The organism is Agrobacterium sp. GD03872, from assembly GCF_029840625.1.
Taxonomy (GTDB): Bacteria; Pseudomonadota; Alphaproteobacteria; order Rhizobiales; family Rhizobiaceae; genus Agrobacterium; species Agrobacterium fabrum_A.
Genome location: NZ_JAOCCY010000009.1, coordinates 73,255 through 93,995 on the forward strand (window position 1 = coordinate 73,255; position 20,741 = coordinate 93,995).

At 60.6% G+C, this 20,741-nt stretch carries 21 protein-coding genes; 4 read left to right on the forward strand and 17 right to left on the reverse strand.

Annotated features, from left to right (window positions below; all coding sequences use genetic code 11):
* Position 1: 1 nt before the first annotated feature.
* Both N5D22_RS18765 and N5D22_RS18770 read right to left on the reverse strand, forming a co-directional pair.
* Positions 2 to 865: a branched-chain amino acid ABC transporter permease gene (locus N5D22_RS18765; protein WP_003519826.1), complete on the reverse strand. Its 864-nt coding sequence runs from the start codon at positions 863 to 865 to the stop codon at positions 2 to 4.
* Positions 866 to 953: 88 nt separating this feature from the next.
* Complete coding sequence (locus N5D22_RS18770; protein ID WP_279658281.1) at positions 954 to 2,126, reverse strand: ABC transporter substrate-binding protein; 1,173 nt, start codon at positions 2,124 to 2,126, stop codon at positions 954 to 956.
* A gap of 352 nt (positions 2,127 to 2,478) precedes the next feature.
* Between N5D22_RS18770 and N5D22_RS18775 the strand changes: the two genes are divergently transcribed.
* Positions 2,479 to 2,850 (forward strand): hypothetical protein, encoded by a 372-nt coding sequence (locus N5D22_RS18775; protein WP_279658280.1) that lies wholly within the window; start codon positions 2,479 to 2,481, stop codon positions 2,848 to 2,850.
* A gap of 23 nt (positions 2,851 to 2,873) precedes the next feature.
* On the opposite strand, the gene N5D22_RS18780 is transcribed toward N5D22_RS18775, so the two are convergent.
* The 5 genes from N5D22_RS18780 to N5D22_RS18800 form a co-directional block, all read right to left on the reverse strand.
* Complete coding sequence (locus N5D22_RS18780; RefSeq protein WP_279658279.1) at positions 2,874 to 4,607, reverse strand: M14 family metallopeptidase; 1,734 nt, start codon at positions 4,605 to 4,607, stop codon at positions 2,874 to 2,876.
* A 5-nt stretch (positions 4,608 to 4,612) separates the two neighbouring features.
* Complete coding sequence (locus N5D22_RS18785) at positions 4,613 to 5,461, reverse strand: ABC transporter permease (RefSeq protein ID WP_279658278.1); 849 nt, start codon at positions 5,459 to 5,461, stop codon at positions 4,613 to 4,615.
* A 6-nt stretch (positions 5,462 to 5,467) separates the two neighbouring features.
* Positions 5,468 to 6,391 (reverse strand): ABC transporter permease, encoded by a 924-nt coding sequence (locus N5D22_RS18790; RefSeq protein WP_279658277.1) that lies wholly within the window; start codon positions 6,389 to 6,391, stop codon positions 5,468 to 5,470.
* Positions 6,392 to 6,467: 76 nt separating this feature from the next.
* Positions 6,468 to 8,003 (reverse strand): ABC transporter substrate-binding protein, encoded by a 1,536-nt coding sequence (locus N5D22_RS18795; RefSeq protein WP_279658276.1) that lies wholly within the window; start codon positions 8,001 to 8,003, stop codon positions 6,468 to 6,470.
* Positions 8,004 to 8,044: 41 nt separating this feature from the next.
* Positions 8,045 to 9,865, reverse strand: a complete 1,821-nt coding sequence (locus N5D22_RS18800) for an ABC transporter ATP-binding protein (RefSeq protein ID WP_279658275.1) — start codon at positions 9,863 to 9,865, stop codon at positions 8,045 to 8,047.
* Between the two features lie 15 nt (positions 9,866 to 9,880).
* Between N5D22_RS18800 and N5D22_RS18805 the strand changes: the two genes are divergently transcribed.
* On the forward strand, positions 9,881 to 10,291 hold the full coding sequence (locus N5D22_RS18805) for a hypothetical protein (protein WP_279703368.1): 411 nt from the start codon (positions 9,881 to 9,883) through the stop codon (positions 10,289 to 10,291).
* A 60-nt stretch (positions 10,292 to 10,351) separates the two neighbouring features.
* Entirely contained in the window at positions 10,352 to 10,654 is a 303-nt protein-coding gene (locus N5D22_RS18810; protein ID WP_279658273.1) for a putative quinol monooxygenase, read from the forward strand.
* Between the two features lie 77 nt (positions 10,655 to 10,731).
* Here the strand turns inward: N5D22_RS18810 and N5D22_RS18815 are convergent, their stop codons facing one another.
* Positions 10,732 to 12,633 (reverse strand): bifunctional sugar phosphate isomerase/epimerase/4-hydroxyphenylpyruvate dioxygenase family protein, encoded by a 1,902-nt coding sequence (locus N5D22_RS18815; protein WP_279658302.1) that lies wholly within the window; start codon positions 12,631 to 12,633, stop codon positions 10,732 to 10,734.
* A 119-nt stretch (positions 12,634 to 12,752) separates the two neighbouring features.
* On the opposite strand from N5D22_RS18815, the gene N5D22_RS18820 reads away from it, so the two are divergent.
* Positions 12,753 to 13,445 carry a TetR/AcrR family transcriptional regulator gene (locus N5D22_RS18820; protein ID WP_020810447.1) on the forward strand — a complete coding sequence of 231 codons (693 nt, stop codon included), beginning with the start codon at positions 12,753 to 12,755 and terminating at the stop codon, positions 13,443 to 13,445.
* Here N5D22_RS18820 and aroQ read toward each other — a convergent pair.
* From aroQ to pcaG, 9 genes are all read right to left on the reverse strand, one after another.
* Positions 13,420 to 13,863, reverse strand: coding sequence for a type II 3-dehydroquinate dehydratase (gene aroQ / locus N5D22_RS18825; protein WP_279658272.1), 444 nt, complete (start codon positions 13,861 to 13,863; stop codon positions 13,420 to 13,422). The two genes, N5D22_RS18820 and aroQ, sit on opposite strands and share 26 nt — an antisense overlap.
* Positions 13,860 to 14,729, reverse strand: coding sequence for a shikimate dehydrogenase (locus N5D22_RS18830; RefSeq protein WP_279658271.1), 870 nt, complete (start codon positions 14,727 to 14,729; stop codon positions 13,860 to 13,862). Before N5D22_RS18830 ends, aroQ begins: the two co-directional genes overlap by 4 nt.
* A gap of 72 nt (positions 14,730 to 14,801) precedes the next feature.
* Entirely contained in the window at positions 14,802 to 15,560 is a 759-nt protein-coding gene (locus N5D22_RS18835) for an amino acid ABC transporter ATP-binding protein (RefSeq protein WP_003505500.1), read from the reverse strand.
* 30 nt (positions 15,561 to 15,590) lie between these two features.
* Positions 15,591 to 16,430, reverse strand: coding sequence for a transporter substrate-binding domain-containing protein (locus tag N5D22_RS18840; RefSeq protein WP_279658270.1), 840 nt, complete (start codon positions 16,428 to 16,430; stop codon positions 15,591 to 15,593).
* 35 nt (positions 16,431 to 16,465) lie between these two features.
* On the reverse strand, positions 16,466 to 17,305 hold the full coding sequence (locus tag N5D22_RS18845) for a transporter substrate-binding domain-containing protein (protein ID WP_020810443.1): 840 nt from the start codon (positions 17,303 to 17,305) through the stop codon (positions 16,466 to 16,468).
* Positions 17,306 to 17,345: 40 nt separating this feature from the next.
* On the reverse strand, positions 17,346 to 17,996 hold the full coding sequence (locus N5D22_RS18850) for an amino acid ABC transporter permease (protein ID WP_279658269.1): 651 nt from the start codon (positions 17,994 to 17,996) through the stop codon (positions 17,346 to 17,348).
* 10 nt (positions 17,997 to 18,006) lie between these two features.
* Positions 18,007 to 18,675 (reverse strand): amino acid ABC transporter permease, encoded by a 669-nt coding sequence (locus tag N5D22_RS18855; RefSeq protein WP_059758436.1) that lies wholly within the window; start codon positions 18,673 to 18,675, stop codon positions 18,007 to 18,009.
* A 369-nt stretch (positions 18,676 to 19,044) separates the two neighbouring features.
* Positions 19,045 to 20,106, reverse strand: a complete 1,062-nt coding sequence (locus N5D22_RS18860; protein WP_279658268.1) for a 3-carboxy-cis,cis-muconate cycloisomerase — start codon at positions 20,104 to 20,106, stop codon at positions 19,045 to 19,047.
* A 12-nt stretch (positions 20,107 to 20,118) separates the two neighbouring features.
* Positions 20,119 to 20,739 carry a protocatechuate 3,4-dioxygenase subunit alpha gene (gene pcaG, locus N5D22_RS18865; protein ID WP_065655341.1) on the reverse strand — a complete coding sequence of 207 codons (621 nt, stop codon included), beginning with the start codon at positions 20,737 to 20,739 and terminating at the stop codon, positions 20,119 to 20,121.
* Positions 20,740 to 20,741: the final 2 nt, after the last annotated feature.

The window sequence follows — 20,741 nt, forward strand, 5'->3', positions numbered from 1 at the left end:
CTCATTTCGCCCTTCCGAGAAGGCCGCGCGGGAACAGCGTGATGATCACGATGACCGCCAGATAAAAGAAGAATTCGCCATATTCGGGGGCGAGATACCGCCCGGTCGTATCGATGGCGCCGAGCAGCAGGCAGGCGATCAGCGCGCCCGGAATGGAGCCCGCGCCGCCGACCGAGACCACCACGAGGAAGGTAACCATATAGCGCAGCGCATAATAGGGTTCGACCGGCAGCAATTCCGCGCCGATGACGCCGCCCATGGCGGCAAGGCCGACGGCGATGGCGAAGCTGACGGCATAGATAACCTCGGTGCGCACGCCGAGCGCGGCGGCCATGGCGGCATTATCGACAGCAGCGCGCAGCTTGATGCCGAAGGCGGTCTTTTCGAAGGTGAACCACAATGCGCCGGCAACAGCCAGACCGCAGGCAATGGCGAAGATGCGATGCGTGGCGATGGTGCGGAAGCCGAGATCGGTGGGGCCGGCCAGCTGCTGCGGCAGCGGAATGGTCTTCAGCGTCGGGCCGAAGACGAAATTGGCGATGCCGATGATGCAAAACGTGATGCCGATGGTCATCAGCACCTGCGTCAGCTCCGGCGCGCCATAGATGCGGCGATAGAGGAAACGCTCAAGCGGTATGGCAATGACGATGGTGCCGACAATGGCGACGAGGATCGCCACGGCATAACCGAGACCGAGGCCGTGGGCGGCATAAGAGGCGAGATAACCGCCGATCATGGCGAAGGCGCCATGCGCCAGATTGACCACCCGCATCAGCCCCATCGTCACCGAAAGGCCGATGGAGATGATGAACAGGACCATGCCATAGGCAAGCGCATCGACAAGGATGCTGAAGACCGTCTGCATGCTGAAAAGCTCCTCCCGGTACTGCAATACCCATCCGGGCCGGAACCAGGCCGCGACGGGCGGCCCGGAACGTCTTTATAAACCGCCGTTATTTTGCGGCGGCGAGGCCCGGATCGCCCTGTTTTTCAAAGGTCTGGACTTCCTTGTTGTAATAATTGCCGTCATCGCCCTTGGCCACTTCGCGCAGATAGATGTTCTGCGTGATGTGGCGGCTTTCCGGATCGATGCTGACAGGGCCGCGCGGGCTTGTCCAGGAAAGACCCTTCACCGCGTCCACCGCCTTTTCGGCATCCTGTTTGCCGCCGGTGGCCTCGATCATCTTGCTGATGACATACATGCCGTCAAAGGCGCCGACGGAAGGGAAGGAGAGCTCCTTCGGATTGCCGATCGCCTTGGCGGCAGCTTCCACGAAGGTCTTGTTCTCAGGGGAATCGTGCGAGACGGCGTAATGGAAGGTCGTCTGCATGCCGAGTGCGGCTTCGCCAAGCGCCGGCAGGTCGGATTCCTGCGTCAGATCGCCCGGTGCGAAGAGCTTGACGCCTGCGGATTTCAGGCCGTTATCGTTGAAGGCCTTGACGAAACCGAGCGTGGTCGGGCCCGACGGCAAGAAGGCGAAAACGCCTTGCGCGCCGGAATCCTTCACGCGCTGCATGATCGGGCTGAAATCATTGGTGGAAAGCGGCATGCGGATGCTTTCGACAACCTCGCCGCCGGCGGCGGTGAAGGCCGCCTTGAAAGCATTCTCGGCATCGACGCCCGGGCCGTAATCGCTGACGAGCGAGATGACCTTCTTCACGCCGCCATCAAAGGCCACCTTGGCGATGGGGGTGGAGGTCTGCCATGTCGTGAACGAGGTGCGCACCACATAGGGGCTCTTGGTCACGATTGCCGAAGTGGCGGCATTCATAATGACCATCGGCACATTGCCCTGCTTCAGCAAAGGCGTAACCGCCATGGCGTCGGGAGTGAAATAGAAGCCGGCGAGATATTGCACGCCTTCCTTCACCACCAGTTCCTGCGCCAGCGCCTTGGACTGCGCCGGATCGGCCTGCGGCACATCGCGATAGACGACCTCGACCGTATCATCGCCGACCTTGTTGCCGTGCAGGGCGAACCAGGCATCGATGCCGGCCTTGAAGTTCTTGCCCTGCAGCGCGAAGGGGCCGGAGAACGGACCGACCACGCCGACCTTGATGGTCTCGGCATAAGCGGCGGAACTGAAGCAGATGGCCGCGATTGCGACGGTGATCCGAAATTTCATGATTTCCTCCCAATTGATCCGTGGCTCCCATCCACCGATCCAGACTGCCAGATTGATGAGTAGCGTGGCCAAAGTAAAATGAAATAAGGGGGGTAATAAATAACCTGACGGTTATCAATACCGCGCCATATGCTCCCTCCGCCGGTGGTTTCCCGCGCGGGGCGATGTTGACTGCGACACGGCCCGGCTTCGCGGTTTCTCAAAAATGCCGGCTGCTTCGTCGTGAAAACAGCTTCGGGCAAACTCGGCGCGCAATAGTGCTCACACAAAGGTGAACGCGGTGCCTTAACCAGTTCTAAGGGGATTGTCCGTAGTCTCCCGAAGCATATTTTGGAACTTTATTCGGTGTCTGATGAGCGAATATCAAAATAGAGCCGTTGAGCTGATGCGTAACCGCGTCGGAGAAAGTAGACTGAGCAACAAGATCGAGCGCCGCGAGGCGTTTCTTCGCAAGGCGCTATCGCTCTATCTTACCATGGGCGGAACGACGGAAGGTATTCAGGAGGCCGCGAAGGACGCCGCCTCCACGCCGCCGCCGACCGTCGATATCGCCGTCGGAGATGTCATGTACAAGCTGGCGGCGATCGGACACGTCGCGGATATCGATATCATCCAGGCGGCCTATAACAAGCTGGACGCCGCCAACCTGCAAATTCTCGACAAGGGCAAAAAGTTGCTGCAGAAGCAGCGGGACCAGAAGCTTACGGTCACGCCGGCAAAGTAAGCCGCCCGTTAAGGGCGGCCGCATCAGACCGTTTCGCCTGCGACAATCTCCTGCCAGGCCTCATAGGCGGAGAGAACCGTTTCCATCTGCGCCGTATGACCGGTGATGAAATCGTCGCCGTAAATCGTTTCATCGGGATATTCGGTAATCAGCGTCATCGGCACGGTGTGGCGGTCGTCGATGGAGGACAGGCACGGGAAGCCGTTGATGATGCGGAAACCGGTTTCGCCGGCGTGGGTTTCATAAAGCGCGATCTGGCGGTTGTTGTAATCCAGAAGGCCGGGAATGGCGCCAAGATGGCGGGTGACCCGGTCGAGCAGGGCTTCTGCCTGCCTTTCCCAGTCCGCATGGTGGCGGATGATGAGGAAGAACCCCTTCGGCAGCGTCCACATGGCAAAATTGCGCGGCACATAACCGGATAGAGGCCGGGTCCATTCATGGGAAGGATAACCGTGCAGGTTGACATGCAGGCTCGCGCCGCTCATCTCCTGCGCCTTGAAGCGGATTTCCTTTTCGTTGATATGGCTGCCGGAATTCTCCGGTGTGCGATATTCGAGATCGTCGCCGAGCGCCGTGTAACGTGCGGCATGGTGCATATGGCGCGGATTGTCGGCGCGAAGCCGCTGGTGCAGGGCGTAACCGTCAGGATTCTCCAGCGGCGAAATGGTGAAATGCGCGCCCCTGCGTTCTGCGAGTTTGCGGGCGGCGCGGATGGCGCCGACGATGCCTGTCGTCTCGTTGGGGTGCTGGCCGCCGCTCACCATCACGGCGGCATCGCTGCCGGCCACGTAACGGGCGGAAAGGACGCGACCCGAGCGCGAGCGGGCCTCGAAGGTCTCGCCGCCGATCTCTTCAAGCAGCTTTACGAGCTGGCCTGCCGCGACCGGTTCGCGGGCCGTATCGATCGGCTGCTCGCCGCCATCGAGGAAGGTGGTGCTGAGCTTGCGGGTCTCGATGCGCAGCGAGATTTCACCTTGGCTTTTCACGATTTCCGGCACGATCTGGCCGGGCTTCAGGCCCCGGTCGCCCAGCGGCCGGCCGGACTTCTTCTGGAAGAACTCCAAGAGCGAGAAATAGAAATCCTCATGTAGCGCCTCGCGCAGGCTGACGACCTCATTGCCGAGGGAGAGCGGCAGGTCTTCGGCCGGATGCGCGACACGGATGTTCAGTTCCTCGAAATAGGGTTCTTCATCGCCCCAGCCGTGGTTGGCGACGGCATGGATCGCCGCTTCGAAAAGCCGTTCGTAATCCGTCTCCAGCCGCTCGCCTGAAGCGTCGCCGGCAAGCCGGAACCAGCCGGTGGGTGAAACATTGGTTTCGCCGACGATATCCGTGTGCACCCGGTTTGGCGCCAGAATCTTCAGGGTTTCCTTCTTGCCGTTGCGGCTCAGCGTAACGTCATAATGGAAGGCGTCGTCTTTTCGGGCGGTGAAATCGATTTTGGCATCGCCCACCAGAGCCGCCAGCGGATAGGCTTCCAGCCGGAAACGGTTGGCGGGCGCGTTGGCGTGCACGGGGTAACGCACCTCGATGGTGTCGACGCCATCCAGATTGATCTCTTCCAGAAAGGTGAAGAGAAGCGGTTTGTAGGCGCTGCGGATGCGGGCGCTGACGCCCTTTTTCTTCAGCCGGTTTTCGGTTTCGCGGCGGCTTTTGGCGTCGTCGAAGCTCCATGCCTCGAAAGACTGGCCGGGCTCGGCATTGGCGAGAAGCGCATCCAGCGTGCGTTCGAAAGTCTGGTCGAAAATCTGGCTCATCTGGATTACCTCGAGGTTCTGCCTGTTGGGTCGAGGCTGTCGCGCAGCCAGTCGCCGAGAAGGTTGAGGCCAAGCACGGTGAGCAAGATGGCAAGACCCGGGAAGACGCTGACCCACCATGCCGTCTGCAGATAGGTGCGGCCATCCGCCAGCATGCCGCCCCAGCTCGGGATGGTCGGATCGACACCGAGGCCGAGGAAGGTGAGGCTGCTTTCAAGCAGGATGTTGTTGGCGACATTGAGCGTCATCAGCACGATGACCGGGCCGATGAGGTTCGGCAGCAGGTGCTGGAGAATGATGCGCCAGTCCTTCACGCCGATGGCGCGGGCGGAAAGGATGAATTCCCGCTCCCTGAGCGTCAGCACCGAGCCGCGCACGAGGCGGGCATATTGCACCCATTGCGAGACGACGAGGAGGATGATGGTGTTGGTGAGGCTGCCGCCGACAATGGCGATGAAGGTGATGGCGAGCAGAATGAAGGGCATGGCGAGCTGGATATCGGCAAAGCGCATGACCAGCATATCCCAGAAGCCGCGATAATAACCGGCCACCAGACCGACCGCGACGCCGAAGATGACCGCGCCGATGACCGAGGTGAAACCGACCAGCAGCGAAATCTTGCCGCCGGCGACGACACGGGCGAGCACGTCACGCCCCAGCGGATCGGTGCCGAGCGGATGGGCGGCATTGGCAAAGGGCTTGGCAAGGCGCGCCATCAGGTCGATCTTGTCCGCGCCGCCCGGAAACAGCACGTCGGAAAAGACGACGGCAAGGCAGATGACCACGGTGAGGAACGCGCCGAGGACGAATTCGAGATTGGTGAAGCGCGCGAGACGCGAGGTTTTGGCAGCCATCGTCACTTACTCCGTGCGGATGCGCGGATCGACAAGCCCATAGGCGATATCGACCAGAAGGTTGATGCCGACGATCATCAGCGACAGCACGGTGATGACAGCCTGAAGCACGGGATAATCACGCGCGCCGACCGCATCGAAAGCCAGCGTGCCGAGGCCCGGCCAGTTGAAGACACGTTCGATGACGACGATGCCGCCGAGCAGCCCGCCAAATTGCAGGCCGAAATAGGTGATGAGCGGAATGGCGCAGTTGCGCAGCGCGTGTTTGTAGAGAACCTTGTTTTCGCTGAGGCCCTTGGCGCGCGCCACCATGATATATTGCGAGCGCAGCGTATCGAGCATGGCGGTGCGCACAAGGCGCACATTGGTTGCTGTCAGGATGACGCCCATGGTGACGGCGGGCATGATGTAGCTGGCGAAACCACCCATGCCGCTTGGCGGTAGCCAGCCGAGCGTGATGGAGAATAAGAGCACCAGCATCGTGGCCAGCCAGAAATTCGGGAAGGACAGGCCGACGAGCGAAAAGATGCGGATCACCTGATCGGCCGTCTTGCCGCGCGAGGTCGCCGCCTTGATGCCGAGCGGGATGGAGAGTGCAATCGACACCGCCATGGAGATGAAGGCGAGCAAAAGCGTGGCGGGCAGGGCATCGGCGATGAGGCGCGAGACCGGCGTGCTGCCGGTGAAGCTGCGGCCGAAATCGAGCGTCACGAGGCCCTTCAGGAAGCTGAAATATTGCACGAAGAACGGCCGGTCGGTACCGAGCGCCGCGCGAATGCGCGCCAGATCGTCTTCCGTCATGCTGCCGCCGCCCTGGAACATGGTGACAGCCGGATCGCCGGTGAGGCGAATGGCGAAGGAAACGAGAAGGGTGATGGCGATGACGACAAAAATCGCCTGCAGCAATCGCTTGATGAGGAAACCGGCCACGTTTTTTACCTTGAAGAGAGACCCGGCCTTGCCCGCATTGCGGCGGGCAAGGTGTGTTGATCAGAAAACAGCCTGATTATTCGACGGTCACGTCGGTCAGCTTCAGGCGGTTATCCGGGGGTGCGACGAAACCCTTGACCCGCTTGTTGATGCCGTAAATGGCATTGGTGTTGTAAAGCGGAATTTCCAGCGCGCGGTCGGCGGTATAGCTGCCGATTTCCTTGAGGATCTTTTCGCGCTCGGCACGGTCGGTCAGCGGACGCTGGGATTCAAGCAGCTTGTCCAGCTTCTCGTCCTTGTCATAGGGGTTCCACTTTTCACCCGAGTGGTACATGGAATAGGCCGTGTTGTCGTAGTCGAAGGTCCAGCCGCCCCATTTCTGCTGGAACATCGCGCCGGTCTTGCCCTGCGGGATGATGTCGTTCAGCAGCACATTGGTTTCATAGGGCTTGATGGTGGCGGTGATGCCGACCATGGAGAGGTAGCTGGAAATGACCTGCGCCACCTCGTTCATCGTCGCGTCATTGCCGCGGATGTCGATCTGCAGCGCCGCACCCGGCTTGACGCCGGCTTCCGCGAGCAGCTTCTTGGCACCTTCCGGATCGTAAGGCAGCGGCTTCAGCTCCGGATCGTAACCGAAGGACAGCGCACTCTGGAAGCTCGCGATTTCGGATGCCTGGCCGGCGAGGATCGACTTGACGATGGTGCCGCGGTCGACGGCCATGATGATCGCCTTGCGCACCTTCGGATCGGCGGTGATGCCGTCACGGGTGTTGAAGCGCAGCGCATCGACCGTCGGGCCGGGCACGCTGACGATCTCAAGCTTGGAATCGCCTTGGATAACCGGGATCATGCCAATCGGAATGGTCGGCGGAATGACGAGATCGACGCGGCCGGCCTGCAATTCGGCAACGGCGGTCGCCGGCTCGGCGATGAAGCGATATTCAAGCTCGGAAAGCTTTGGCACACCGCCCCAGTAATCGGGGTTGGCTTCGAGCTTGATGTTGGTCTTCGGTGCGTAGGAAACGAATTTGAACGCGCCGGTGCCGACGGGGTTGAGGTTGAAATTGTCCTCGCCCTTTTCCTGAATATATTTCGGCGGAACGATCATGCCGCCATAACCGGCAAGCTTGGTGAGCAGCACGGGATCCGGCGCCTTCAGCTTCATGTCGACGGTGTAGTCATCGATGACATCGACGCTTTCGATGGCGACATAGTTGGAGCGCTGCGGACCCTTGGCACCCTGTTCGCCAAGAAGGCGCTCGAAGGTGAACTTGACGGCGGCGGCGTTGAAGGGCTCGCCATTGTGGAACTTGACGTTCTGGCGCAGCTTGAAGCGGATGCGCTTGCCTTCATCCAGCTCTTCCCAGGATTCGGCAAGGCCGGGCACGACCTTCAGGTCCGGGCCGCGATAGGTCAGGCCATCGAAGATGTTGGTGGCGACGGCAGCCCATTGCACGAGGAAGGTGTCGATCGGATCCCAGCTGCCGGGGTCCTGCGGGCTGGAAATGGTCATCTTGCCGGCGGCGAAAGCCGGTGCGGCGGTAAAGGCCGTGGCGGCCATGGCAAGTGCGACGAACGTTGTCGTCATCCCCTTCTTGATCATTGTCATCTACCTGTTCCTCTTCAGATGGTTGTGGGTCTGGTTGTTATTCAGGCGCTCTTCGCGATGAAGTGGCCCGGATTGATTTCCTCATGGGCGAGAATGGCCGGCTCATCGCCGACACGGCGCACGGGATTGGGAATTTCGCCTTCGATCATGGCGGTGTGGCGCTCAATTGTCGGATCGGCGACCGGCACGGCCGAAAGCAGGCGGCGGGTATAATCATGCGTCGGCGTTTCGAAGACCTGCCGGCGGCTGCCCATTTCCATGATCTGGCCGAGATAAAGCACGGCAACGCGGTGGCTCATCTTTTCCACCACCGCCATGTCATGGCTGATGAAGAGATAAGCGAGCCCGCGCTCGGCCTGCAAATCCATGAACAGATTGATGATCTGCGCCTGAATGGAGACATCGAGCGCCGACAGCGCCTCGTCCGCGATGATGAGCTTCGGATCGGAAGCCAGCGCACGGGCAATGCAGACGCGCTGGCGCTGGCCGCCGGAGAACTCGTGCGGATACCGCGCGGCATGTTCGGAGCTGAGGCCCACACGCTCCAGTAATTCATCCACGCGCCGCTCTACGGCCTTCTGATCGTTGATCAAACCATGGGTGTTGATTGGCTCGGCAATTGAAAAACCGACCGTCTTGCGCGGATCGAGCGAAGCGAAGGGGTCCTGGAAGATATATTGCACTTCCTGGCGCATGCGGAAACGCTCCGCCGCCGACATCTGAGAATAGCTGCGACCATTGAAGGCAATTTCGCCCGAGATGGCCGTCTGCAGCTGCTGGATGGTGCGGCCGATGGTGGATTTGCCGGAACCGGATTCGCCCACCAGCGCCAGCGTTTCGCCGGCGTGAATATCGAAACTCACCTTCTGCACGGCGCTGCAACGGTGCGTCGCCTTGCCGAACAGGTTCTTGCGGATATCGAAGCGCACGAACAGGTCCTTGACCGACAAAAGCGGCTTCGCGTCATATTTCGCCGTGTTTTGCACGCGTTCCTCACCGACCACGACCGGCTGGCCGTCCTGCAACACGGTGAGCGGCAGGCGCTTGGGAAACTCTTCGCCTTCCATGCTGCCGAGGCGCGGAACGGCGGAAAGCAGGGCGCGCGTGTAAGGGTGTTGCGGATTGGCGAAGATATCCTTGACCGGACCTTCCTCCACCTTCTTGCCCTTCCACATGACGACCACGTCGTCGGCCATTTCCGCCACCACGCCCATATCGTGGGTGATGAAGACCATGCCCATGCCGAGCTTCTTCTGCAGGTCGCGCATGATGTTGAGGATTTGCGCCTGAATGGTCACATCCAGCGCCGTCGTCGGCTCGTCGGCGATCAAAAGCTTCGGCCGGCAGGCGAGCGCCATGGCGATCATCACGCGCTGGCGCATGCCGCCGGAAAGCTGGTGCGGATACCGTTTCAGAAGTTCGGCCGCATCGGGCAGGCGCACCATTTCGAGCAGCTTCTGTGCTTCCGCCAGCGCTGCCTGCTTGCCCATCTTTTCATGCAGCACAAGCACTTCGCAGATCTGGTCGCCGATGGTGAAGACGGGGTTGAGCGAGGTCATCGGCTCCTGGAAGATCATGGCGATCTCCTTGCCGCGGATCGCGCGCATCTCTTTCTGAGATGCCTTCAGCAAGTCCTTGCCTTCGAACAGGATTTTGCCGGTGGGGTAGGTGGCGCCCATCATGTCCGCAAGGCGCATGGTGGAAAGCGAGGTGACCGATTTTCCCGATCCGGACTCGCCGACGACCGCGACCGTGCGGCCGGGCTCGACGCTGAAGGAGATATTGTCCACGACGCGGCTATTGCCGAACTCGACGCTCAGGCCTTCGACCGAGAGGAGGGCGTTTGCGGGTGCGGCAGTCATGTCAGCGTCTCCGGCGTGGCCTGCGCGGCAAAGCTGGCGCGGCCATGTGAAAATGAGGAAGGGAAAAATGTCTCGGGCAGGCGCGTGCTGGGCGATGCCATGGGCAGGGACGGGAATGTCGCGAAGAACTGCATGTCTTCAGGCCGCTTTGTCGGCAAAATGCGCATTGGCCGTCGCCCGCGGACACTGCACATTCGATGTCACCGAAGCGCCGCAGGCAACCTCATCGGTACCGGCCGGATGATTTGCGTCGGCCGCAGATTCGACGATGCGCATGTAACTCTAATTCCCCACCCTTGTTTTGCGAAAAAGCTAACAAAACCGAACAATCATGTCCAGAGTGTTGAACAATTTTTGTGTACTGCTCTACAAATGCGCAGCTGCACCGATTTTGAGCGCGCATTCCTGAAGAATGCTTCGCAATGATGCGTGTATTCCACGGTTATTGTCGCTAAAAACCTTTGAGAAGAACGATGAGGAATGGGAATGCCGCGCATGAACAACAAGGCAGGCGCAGTCAGGCTGAGGGGCTTTTTACGGTGCTTGTCCAAGGATGATGTCGAACTGGTGCGGCGCCACCTTCCCGAACATCTGCGTCTGACCAGAGCGGAACCCGGCTGTCTTTCCTTCGAAGTGTCCGAGACAGACGATCCCCTGATCTGGCAGGTGGAGGAGCTTTTCGCCGACCGTGCCGCCTTCGATTTCCATCAGCAGCGGACACGGGCGTCCGAGTGGTTCACGGCGACCTCCGCCATACCACGCGACTATGAGATAACGACATTGGCGTGAATGAGAACAGGCCGCAGCGGCATTCCTGCCGGCTGCGGCCTGATTGGATTTCTCCGATTGTATTTCGGTGCCGGGAGTTATTCCTTCGGCATGCCGACCGGCGGCGCAAGCCGTCTTTGCGCGGCGATGCGGAAGGGGGCGTTCATCGCGCCATAACCGCCATAGGCTCCGCGCCTTTCGATGATTTCGAAGAAGAAACCCTCGCCGAAGGTGCGGCTGTAAATCTGGAAATATTCGCCATTGTCGTCGCGGTCATAAAGAATGCTCGCGGCCCTGAGCGCATCGGAAAACTCCGGCTCCAGCCCGAAACGGGCTTCCAGATCGTCGTAATAATTGCGCGAGATCGGCAGGGCGTGGAAACCGCGCGCCTGCAGGGCTCTTGCTGTGGCGAAGATATCGTCGGTGGCAAACGCGATGTGCTGGATGCTGGTGCCGAAGCCCTCGGCCAGAAATTTGCCGGCGAAAGTCTTGCGATTGTCCGCACCGTTCATGGTCAGGCGGAAATGCGGTGAGGGCACGCTTTCAATCGCCTGGCTGCGCACCAGCCCGCCCGGATCGACCACATCGACCATCGGCGTGCGCCGCGTCGCAAACAGAGAGGTGTAGAATAAAAGCCAGGTCAGCATTTCATCGTAATGCGTTGTTTGCGCAAGATGATCGATCCGCCTGAGGCCGGCATCGCCTTCCGGCGTTCGGCCTTCCGTCGGCACGAATTCATTGTCCCAGATGGAGGAAAGCTCTGGTGAGTCGTCGAGGAAATAGATGACGCCGTTGCCCACGCCCTGAATGGCGGGAACGGCGACTTCGCCTGACTTACGCGGCTCGGCGAAGGTGGGCGCGCCGAGCGCTTCGGCCCGCGCCAGCGCTGCTGCGGCGTCATCCACCTTCAGCCCGAAGGCATAGGCATTGGTGCCGTGGATGGAATAGGAGGCTCCCGCGAAACTGTCGCCGCCATCACTTGTATTGATGACGATGCGAATATCGCCCTGCGTATAAAGATCGACATCGCGATTGCGGTGCCGGGCGGTGTTTTCAAAGCCGAGCGTGGCGAGAAGGGCTTCCAGATTGGGTTTTTCTTCCGGCGCGGTGGTGAATTCGACGAATTCCACGCCTGCCGTCTCCACCCGTTCCGGCATGGCGGGCACATCGATGCGGATATCGGGTTCGAGACGGCGCACCTGGTCCATCAGGTTGATGAGCGAGCGGTGGCCGTCTTCGGCCAGCAGCCGGGCCGAGCCGCCACGGAACTGGTCGTTGAAGATTTCGAGCGACAGTGGGCCGCTATAGCCGGTTGCCGCCACGGCGCGCATGAAATCCACCACCGGCAGATCGCCTTCGCCCGGCATGTTGCGGAAGTGGCGGCTCCAGTAAAGCAGGTCCATGTCGATCAGCGGCGCATCGGCAAGCTGCACGATGAATATCTTGTCGCCGGGAATGGAGCGGATCGAATTGGGATCGATCTTGCGCGACAGCGTGTGGAAACTATCGAGGATGATGCCGACATTGGCGTGATCGGCGCGGCGCACCACCTCCCAGGCATCGCGATGGTCGCTGATATGGCGGCCCCAGGCCAGCGCCTCGTAACCGACGCGCACGCCATGTTTTGCCGCAAGCTCGCCGAGGTGATGGAAATCGGCGGCGGCGCGGTCGATGCCGCCGAGCGAGACCGGTGAGACATTCGAGCAGATCAGCATCAGGTCGGTGCCGAGTTCGCCCATGATGTCGAATTTGCGCTCGGCCCTTTCAAAAGCGCGGCTCCGGTGCGGCTCCGGCATGCCTTCGAAATCGCGGAACGGCTGGAAAAGGGTGATATCCAGCCCGTGATCGGCGGCCAGCGCTTTCACCTCGCGCGGCGAGGCGTCGTAGGTCAGGAAATCGTTTTCGAAAATCTCAACGCCGGAAAAGCCCGCTTTGGCGATGGCCGCCAGCTTTTCGGGGAATTCGCCGCTGATCGACACGGTTGCAATGGATGTGCGCATTGGCATGCCGTGTCTTATTGTGTCATAGCTCGCCATATTGCCTTCCTTTTCAGCCTTATGTACTGATTGGTTAATAAAGGGGACGCAGCCAGAGGCCAGCCCCGTCCAGGGAATGAAGCATGAGCAAAAGCACGACCTCCAAAGGCACCCGCGATACCCGGCAGGCGAAGCGCGATCCGGAAGGGGTGCGCCGGGATATTCTTTCGGTCGCGATGGAGGAGTTTTCGCAGAACGGCCTGTCTGGCGCCCGCATCGATGAGATTGCGGCGCGCACGCGCACGTCCAAGCGCATGATCTATTATTATTTCGGCGACAAGGAAGGCCTTTACAAACGCGTGCTGGAGGAAGCCTATGCGCAGGTGCGCGGCGGCGAAGGCAGTCTTGAGCTGGATGATCTCGAGCCGGTCGCCGCACTTGAGAAGCTCTGTCGGTTTACCTTCGAGCACCATCGCCGCAACCCCGCTTTCGTGCGGATGGTGATGACGGAAAACATTCACCACGGCAGGCATATCAGGGTTTCCGAAGCGATCCGCAACGTCAACCGACCGGCCATTGAAATCATGCGCCGAATATTGAAGCGCGGGCAGGATGCCGGCGTGTTTCGGCCCGGACTGGACGCTCTTGAATTGCATTGGCAGATCAGTGCTTTGTCTTTTTATAACGTCTCGAACACGGAGACGTTTTCGTTCAATTTTGGCGACACGCTTTTTAGCGAGGCCGGCCAGGAAGCGCTGTCTGCGCATGTGGCGGAGATGTTGCTGCGCTATGTATTGATGCCCGAGCATATTACGCGGATCGGGAAAGGCGATTGATGAGGTGGCGCAGCGCCACCTCATAACCATCGATGCCGAGGCCGGCGATCACGCCTTCGGCGCGGGTCGAGATATAGGAGTGGTGCCGGAAAACCTCGCGTTTGTGGATGTTGGAAATATGCACCTCGATCACCGGCCCCTCGAAGGCATTGAGCGCATCGAGGATCGCGACCGAGGTGTGGGTAAAGGCGCCGGGATTGATGACAATACCCGCGGACTTGCCGCGGGCTTCGTGTACCCAGTCGATCAGCTCATATTCCCGGTTGCTCTGGGCAAAAAACAGATTGTGGCCCGCGGTTTCGGCGATCCCACGGCAATTGGCCTCGATATCGGCCAGCGTTTCATAACCATAGATTTCCGGCTGGCGCTGGCCGAGCAGATTGAGGTTGGGACCGTTCAGAACAGTGAAAAGGCTCATGCGACGCCCTCCGCCATACAAAGCTCGGTGAAATGCGCCGTCATGCGCCCGGCATCCGGCTCGCGGCCGCAGAAGAGGCGGAATGCGCCGACGGCCTGAAACACCGTCATGCCGCCGCCGGGCAGGGTGCGACAGCCCTTTTTCGCCGCCGTCGCCAATAGCTCGGTGACAAGCGGCATATAGACGATATCGGCCACCCAGTGCCGCCGTTCGATGAGATGGGCCGGAACCGGCATGCCGGGATGGGCGGGCATGCCCATTGGCGTGGCGTGGATCAGGCCATCGGCAAAGGGCAGGGAGGCGGCGGGGTCTTTGACGGCAAGCGCGCGGCCCTCGCCGAAGCGGGCATTGAGTTCCCGGGCCAATTGCTCCGCCCTTGGGAAATCCCGGTCGAGAATGTCGAGACTGATAATATCGAGCTTCAATGCGGCATGGGCCACCGCAACGCCAGCGCCACCCGCGCCGACCAGAAGCGCCCGGTCACGCCGCGCATCCGGCAGGCCGCGCACGAAGCTTTCGTAAAAGCCGTACCAGTCGGTATTGTGGCCGATGCGGCGTCCGCCCCGGAAGACGACCGTATTGACCGCGCCCAGCATGCGGGCATCGTCCGACAGTTCGTGCAGATGCGGAATAACGGCCTGCTTGAAGGGATGGGTGATGTTGGTGCCGGAAAACCCGCGCGCTTCCAGCTCGTCCAGCAGGTCGGGAAGGGCGCTCGGCGGCAGCTTGCGGGCGGTGACATCCACCAGCTCGTAGGAGTAATCGAGGCCGTGGGCCGCCCCTTCGCGCATGTGCAGCGCGGGCGATTTGGAAAGCTGTATATCGGCGCCAATCAGGCCGACCTTGAAGGATGTTTTCTCTGTCATGATCACGTGTCGCTCATCGGACGGTGTGGGAGAGGCGGGATTATCCCCGCCTGTCTTAAGAGCGCGCGAACCTCAGTGGTGGGCGAGAATTTCGCCGAGGAACGTGCGCGTGCGCTGGTGCTTGGGATCGCGGAAGAATTCCTCCGGCGGGCCTTCCTCGATGATCTCGCCTTCCGACATGAAGATCACCCGGTCGGCCACCTGCCGGGCAAAGCCCATTTCATGGGTCACGCAGATCATCGTCATGCCGTCGCGGGCAAGGCCGATCATGGTGTCGAGCACTTCCTTGACCATTTCCGGGTCGAGCGCCGAAGTCGGCTCATCGAACAGCATGGCTTTCGGCTCCATGCACAGCGCCCGGGCGATGGCGGCACGCTGCTGCTGGCCGCCGGAAAGCTGGGCCGGGTACTTGTCTGCCTGGTTGAGAATGCGCACGCGTTCCAGATATTTGCGCGCCGTCGCCTCCGCATCGGCTTTCGACAGGCCCTTCACCCGCATGGGCGCGAGCGTGCAGTTTTCCATGATGGTCTTGTGCGGGAAGAGATTGAAGCTCTGGAACACCATGCCCACTTCGCGGCGAACCGCATCGATGGCGCGGCTGGAATCCGACAGCGTCGTTCCCTCGACCGTGATCTTGCCCTCCTGGATCTCCTCCAGATGGTTGATGCAGCGGATGAGCGTGGATTTGCCCGAACCGGACGGCCCGCAAAGAACGATTTTTTCGCCCTTGCGAACCGTCATGTTGACGTTTTTAAGCGCGTGGAAGGCTCCATACCACTTTCCCACCCCTTCAAGGGCGATCAGCGGAGCCTGAGCGGCGGATTGCGGCATGGAACTTTCCTTCATGCTTTGGCAGCAGTGTTAGTTGACGGTGTAGGGAATGTCGGGAAGCGAAGCCGGGAACTGCGGTACCGGGCGCTTCATCCATTTTGCGTAGACTTTTTCGAGGTCGCCATTGGCCTTGATCTTGTCCAGATAGGCGTTCAGCGCTTCGTTCCAGTCCTTTTCGCCGGGGCGTGTGGCGGCGCTGTTGTAAAGGGTCACGAGGTCGAACTTCACCTCGTAATCCTTGCCGCCGGCAGCCGCGAGACGGTCGCCATAGAACTGGTTACCGCCGATCGCCTCGATCTGGCCCGACAGGATCGCCTGAATGGTGGCGGCGTCATCATCGAAGCGAAGGATATTCGCCTTGGCGCCAGCCCCTGCGGTCAAGGCCGTATCCATCGGGCTGGATTTCGGTGCGCCGACGGTCATTCCGGTCAGATCGTCGAAACCGGCGATCTTCTTGTCCTTGGTGGCATAGACCGACATGACATTATGCGCGTAGGGCTGCGCATATTGCACGTTCTTCGCCCGTTCCGGCGTCATTCCCATCGATGCGAACAGGGCATCGACCTTGCCGGTGCGAAGCGAAGGAATGCGGTTGGCGACGGCAAGCGGCACGAATTCCACCTTCAGTCCCAGATAGTCCGCAAATCCCCTTGCGAGATCGGCGTCGTAACCCTCCTGAACGCCGGTGGAATTGATGAAACCCCAGGGCGCATTATCGCCCTGGATACCGATCACGACCTTGCCGCTGGCTTTTGCCTCGTCAAGCGTTCTCGCATCTGCCGCCACCGGCGTCAGAACCGGCAGCAAAGCTGCCGTCAGTCCCGCCGCAAGGGTTGCTCGCCAACCCGTCAGGGTTTTCAAGATTCTCATTGTTTCCTCCTCCCAAGTCCAGACGGAACCCGTCGTTACTTCACGGTGAACGGGATGTCGGGCAGGCTGTCCGGGAAGGCCGGGACTTCGCGCTTCATCCACTTGTCGTAGATTTTGGCGAGCTGGCCGTCGGACTTGATCTTGTCGAGGAAGGCGTTGACGGTTTCGTTCCAGTCCTTTTCACCGGGGCGGGTGCCGGCGCCGTTGTAGAGCGTCGTCAGGTCGAATTTCGGCTCGTATTTGCCTTCGGCAGCCTTGTTCAGGCGGTCGCCGTAGAACTGGTTGCCGCCGACGACCTCGACCTGGCCGGAGATCAGCGCCTGAATATTGGCGGCGTCATCGTCAAAACGCAGGATATTGGCCTTGGAGCCGGCGCCGGCGGTGATTGCCGTATCCATGGCGCTGGACTTCGGAACGCCGACGGCGATGCCGGTCAAATCGTCATAACCGCCAATCTTCTTGTCCTTGGGGCCATAGACGGAAAGCACGTTGCCGGCATAGGGCTTGGAATATTGAATGGTCTTGGCGCGTTCGGCCGTCATGCCCATGGTTGCGAACAAGAGGTCGACCTTGCCGGTCAGAAGCGCCGGAATGCGGTTGGCCACGGCGAGCGGTACGAACTCAACCTTGACGCCGAGATAATCGGCAAAGGCCTTGCCGATATCGGCATCGAGGCCATCCTGCACACCGCTGGAATTGACGAAGCCCCAAGGCGAGTTGTCGCCCTGAATGCCGATGACGACCTTGCCCTTGGCCTTGGCCTCTTCCACCGTGCCGGCGAAAGCATCGACCGGTGCGACGAAGGGCAGGGCAACCGTTGCCGCGGCAAGCGCGAGCAGGGCGCGACGAGAGAATTTCATGCTGGTGGTTTTCATCTTTTGCTCCTCCTTACAAAGCTGATGAGATATTCATGACTTAGCGGGTTGCGGTCTGCAGCCGCTTTTCAACGCTGGCGCCCCACAGGGAAAGCGGCCAGCAGATCAGGAAATAGATGACGCCGACGAGGGCGAAGACGGTGAGCGGGCGGAACGTCTGGTTGGAGACGATCTGGCCGGCGCGAGACAGCTCGACGAAGCCGACAATGGCCGCAAGCGAGGTGCCCTTGATGAGCTGCACGAGGAAACCGATGGTAGCAGGCAGCGAAATCTTGAAGGCCTGCGGCAGAACCACGTCCTTCATGCGCGAGATGTAATGCAGGCCGAGCGCATTGGCGGCTTCCGTCTGGCCCTTCGGCACCGCCTGAATGCCGCCGCGCCAGATTTCGCCGAGGAAGGCGCTGGCATGCAGCGTAAAAGCGATGGCGACCGCAATCCAGGCATCGACATTGAGGCCGGCAAGCGCCACGCCGTAATAGACCACGAAAAGCTGCATGAGCAGCGGCGTGCCCTGAAAGACGGCGATGTAACCGGTGCTGGCGCGCTGGATTGCCGGGCTTTCGGCGACACGGGCAAGCGCCACGCAAAGGCCGAAGACGCCGCCGCCGATAAAGCCGATGATGGTCAGCGCAAGCGTCCATTTCAGGCCTTGCAGCAGAAAGAAGAGTTCATTGGGACCGATGGATGCCATTGTCTTTTCCTCACTTGACCGGATAGCTGAAGGATGCGCGGGAGATGAGCGAGAAAATGCCCATCATCAGCGAGGAAATGACCAGATAAAGCAGCGTGATCGAGAAATAGACCTCGAAGGACCGGAAGGTATCCGCCTCGATCTTCTGCGCCACCGAAGTCAGCTCGTAGGCGGCGATCGAGGTGCAGACCGAGGTGGTCAGCGTCAGCATGATGAACTGGCTGGTGAGCGAGGGATAGACCGCCCGCAGCGCCGGCTTCAGGATGATGTGCCGGAAGATCTGCGCGCGGTGAAGGCCGAGCGCAAGCCCCGCCTCCACCTGGCCCTTGGGAATGGAATCGACCCCGCCGCGAATGATTTCAATCGCATAGGCGCCGCCGTTCAGAGCCAGCGCAATGATGGCCGTCACTGTCGGGTTGAGCTTGATGCCGATCTGCGGCAGGGCGAAGAAGATGAAGAATATCTGCACCAGAAACGGCGTGTTGCGGATTGTTTCCACAAAACCGATGACGAGGCCGCGCAGCAGCTTGAACCGCGAGCGGCGGGCGACGACGCCCAAAACGCCGATGACGGTGGCGAGCGACATGCCGGCAATCGCAAGGCCGATCGTCGCCAGACAGGCTAAAAGCAGCTCGGGAAGGCGGTCTATGACCGCCGAAAAATCGAGACTGTAAGACATTCTTCCTCCCAACCCGTTCGGGTCCGGACAGGCGTTTCGCCTTGTCCGCATCGCTTTGGAAACCTTGCGGCGCCAAAGCCCTCCATTTGTCGTTCACTGTCGCCGCAGGCTTCAAACCCCTGTCGGCGGCAGGCTGTTAATCTTAATGTTTGTACCAGTTAGTTCATTTTTGTGTCAAGCGGCATGTCCGGTTAAAAAGCAGCTTTCATGCTGTTTTTTTATTTTCTGGATTTCTGAATAAAGTCTTTTTTATCAATGACTAATGCGGGAAAGCGCAAGCGCTTTCCACGCGTCGTCATGCTGCCTCCGGCCTGCCGTTCGGCAGCGCACGGAAGCCCTGTTGGCGCCCGAAATCGACCGGCCCTGCGGCTAGTTTTCGCCTGCGCCCAGCCTGTCTATCTGCCCCGCCAATCGCTCGGCGATCAGCAGCGAAGCGCCCGTTGCCGTCACCATTTGCGGCAGCGATAGCCATTCCAGCATCCAGCCGGCGCCGGACCTTTCCTGTTCGTGGACCAGCGACTGGTGCAGGGCGGATATCTGCACGGCATTGAAACGTGCGAGCGTCACCAGCGTTTCGGCATTGACCGGGTTCTGTTTGTGCGGCATGGCCGAGGAGCCGCCGCCGCCGGAGAGGCGGATTTCCGCACCGAGCTCGGCCATCAGCGCGATATCCTGCCCGAACTTGCCGAGCGCGCCTGTCATCAGCGAGAGGATATTGGCGAATTCGGCGATGCCGTCACGCTGGCTCTGCCATTGCGGCCTGTCGGCAAGGCCGAGCCGTTTTGCGAGATCGGCACGCACCGCTGCGGCATTGTCGCCAAGCTTTTCCAGCGTACCGGCAGCCCCACCGAATTGCAGGGCGAAGCCGCTCTGCGTAAAACTTTCGAGCCGCAGCAGGTGGCGTTCCAGCGGCGCAGTCCAGCTCGCCGCCCGGTCGGCCACGGTGATGCCGATGGCGGCCTGCATGCGGGTATAGCCCGTCACCGCGTTATGGCCGTCGCGGGAGGCAAGGTCTCCCAGCGTATCGATGAGGTGACCGAGCCGGGCGGCGATGATTTCCGCCGCCATCTTCAGCCGCAGCATCAGGCTGGTATCGATGACATCCTGGCTGGTCGCGCCGAAATGCACCTTGTCCGCCGCCTTGCCGGCGACTGAGGCCCGCATCTGCCGGATGAGTTCGGGAACCACAACGCCGTCCTTTGCGACGCCGTTGCGAAGTGCGGTCATATCGGCGGCAAAGTTTGAAAGTCCCGAGACGATCGTTTCCGCTCCATTCTCGGAGATGATGCCGGCCTGTGCTTCCGCCTGCGCCAGCCCCGTCTCGAAACGGACCATGGCGTCGATATCCGTTCTTGCCGAAAACAGCTCGACGATCTCGCTGTCACCGAAAAGGCCCGAAAGGAACGGATGTTCGAAGGGGGAAAGGCTCATCTTCCGTCTCGCTCAGATATCGAAAAACACGGTTTCGCCTTCGCCCTGAAGGCGGATATCGAAACGATAGACGTTGCCTTCCTCTTTTTTGGCGACAAGCGTGGCGATGCGGCTTTTCTGCTCGATGCGGGCAAGAACCGGGTCGGCGGCATTGGCCTCCTGTTCTTCCGGGAAATACATGCGGGTCTGCAAGCCGATATTGATGCCGCGTGCGACGATCCAGAAGGTGATGTGCGGCGCCATCGGCCGGCCATCGCGGAACGGCACCTTGCCCGGCTTGATGGTTTCGAAGACAAACTCACCCGTATCCATGTCGCCGGGCGAGCGGCCCCAGCCGATGAAATTCGGATCGGCCTTGCCCCGCGTTTCGCTGGGGCTGTTGTAATAACCGTCGGTATCGGCCTGCCAGATTTCGATCAGCGCGTCCTTCAGCGCCATTCCGGCGCCGTCATAGACCGTGCCGCGCACGCTGATGCGTTCGCCGCGGGCCTTGTCGTTATAAAGCGGACCGGAACCGAGATCCTTCTCGAACACGCCCTCGATGCCGACGAAATTCGGCGTGCAGCCGATATGCACGTAAGGGCCCGCCGTCTGCGAGGCGGTTTCCTTGAGATAGTTGAGCGGCTGAACCATGG

What these genes read in the sequence shown, in the direction of transcription:
- N5D22_RS18765 (WP_003519826.1), bottom strand. Translation starts at nt 865, where the DNA reads ATGCAGACGGTCTTCAGCATCCTTGTCGATGCGCTTGCCTATGGCATG.
- N5D22_RS18770 (WP_279658281.1), bottom strand. Translation starts at nt 2,126, where the DNA reads ATGAAATTTCGGATCACCGTCGCAATCGCGGCCATCTGCTTCAGTTCC.
- N5D22_RS18775 (WP_279658280.1), top strand. Translation starts at nt 2,479, where the DNA reads ATGAGCGAATATCAAAATAGAGCCGTTGAGCTGATGCGTAACCGCGTC.
- N5D22_RS18780 (WP_279658279.1), bottom strand. Translation starts at nt 4,607, where the DNA reads ATGAGCCAGATTTTCGACCAGACTTTCGAACGCACGCTGGATGCGCTT.
- N5D22_RS18785 (WP_279658278.1), bottom strand. Translation starts at nt 5,461, where the DNA reads ATGGCTGCCAAAACCTCGCGTCTCGCGCGCTTCACCAATCTCGAATTC.
- N5D22_RS18795 (WP_279658276.1), bottom strand. Translation starts at nt 8,003, where the DNA reads ATGACAATGATCAAGAAGGGGATGACGACAACGTTCGTCGCACTTGCC.
- N5D22_RS18800 (WP_279658275.1), bottom strand. Translation starts at nt 9,865, where the DNA reads ATGACTGCCGCACCCGCAAACGCCCTCCTCTCGGTCGAAGGCCTGAGC.
- N5D22_RS18810 (WP_279658273.1), top strand. Translation starts at nt 10,352, where the DNA reads ATGCCGCGCATGAACAACAAGGCAGGCGCAGTCAGGCTGAGGGGCTTT.
- N5D22_RS18815 (WP_279658302.1), bottom strand. Translation starts at nt 12,633, where the DNA reads ATGCGCACATCCATTGCAACCGTGTCGATCAGCGGCGAATTCCCCGAA.
- N5D22_RS18820 (WP_020810447.1), top strand. Translation starts at nt 12,753, where the DNA reads ATGAGCAAAAGCACGACCTCCAAAGGCACCCGCGATACCCGGCAGGCG.
- aroQ (WP_279658272.1), bottom strand. Translation starts at nt 13,863, where the DNA reads ATGAGCCTTTTCACTGTTCTGAACGGTCCCAACCTCAATCTGCTCGGC.
- N5D22_RS18830 (WP_279658271.1), bottom strand. Translation starts at nt 14,729, where the DNA reads ATGACAGAGAAAACATCCTTCAAGGTCGGCCTGATTGGCGCCGATATA.
- N5D22_RS18835 (WP_003505500.1), bottom strand. Translation starts at nt 15,560, where the DNA reads ATGCCGCAATCCGCCGCTCAGGCTCCGCTGATCGCCCTTGAAGGGGTG.
- N5D22_RS18840 (WP_279658270.1), bottom strand. Translation starts at nt 16,430, where the DNA reads ATGAGAATCTTGAAAACCCTGACGGGTTGGCGAGCAACCCTTGCGGCG.
- N5D22_RS18845 (WP_020810443.1), bottom strand. Translation starts at nt 17,305, where the DNA reads ATGAAAACCACCAGCATGAAATTCTCTCGTCGCGCCCTGCTCGCGCTT.
- N5D22_RS18850 (WP_279658269.1), bottom strand. Translation starts at nt 17,996, where the DNA reads ATGGCATCCATCGGTCCCAATGAACTCTTCTTTCTGCTGCAAGGCCTG.
- N5D22_RS18855 (WP_059758436.1), bottom strand. Translation starts at nt 18,675, where the DNA reads ATGTCTTACAGTCTCGATTTTTCGGCGGTCATAGACCGCCTTCCCGAG.
- N5D22_RS18860 (WP_279658268.1), bottom strand. Translation starts at nt 20,106, where the DNA reads ATGAGCCTTTCCCCCTTCGAACATCCGTTCCTTTCGGGCCTTTTCGGT.
- pcaG (WP_065655341.1), bottom strand. Translation starts at nt 20,739, where the DNA reads ATGGTTCAGCCGCTCAACTATCTCAAGGAAACCGCCTCGCAGACGGCG.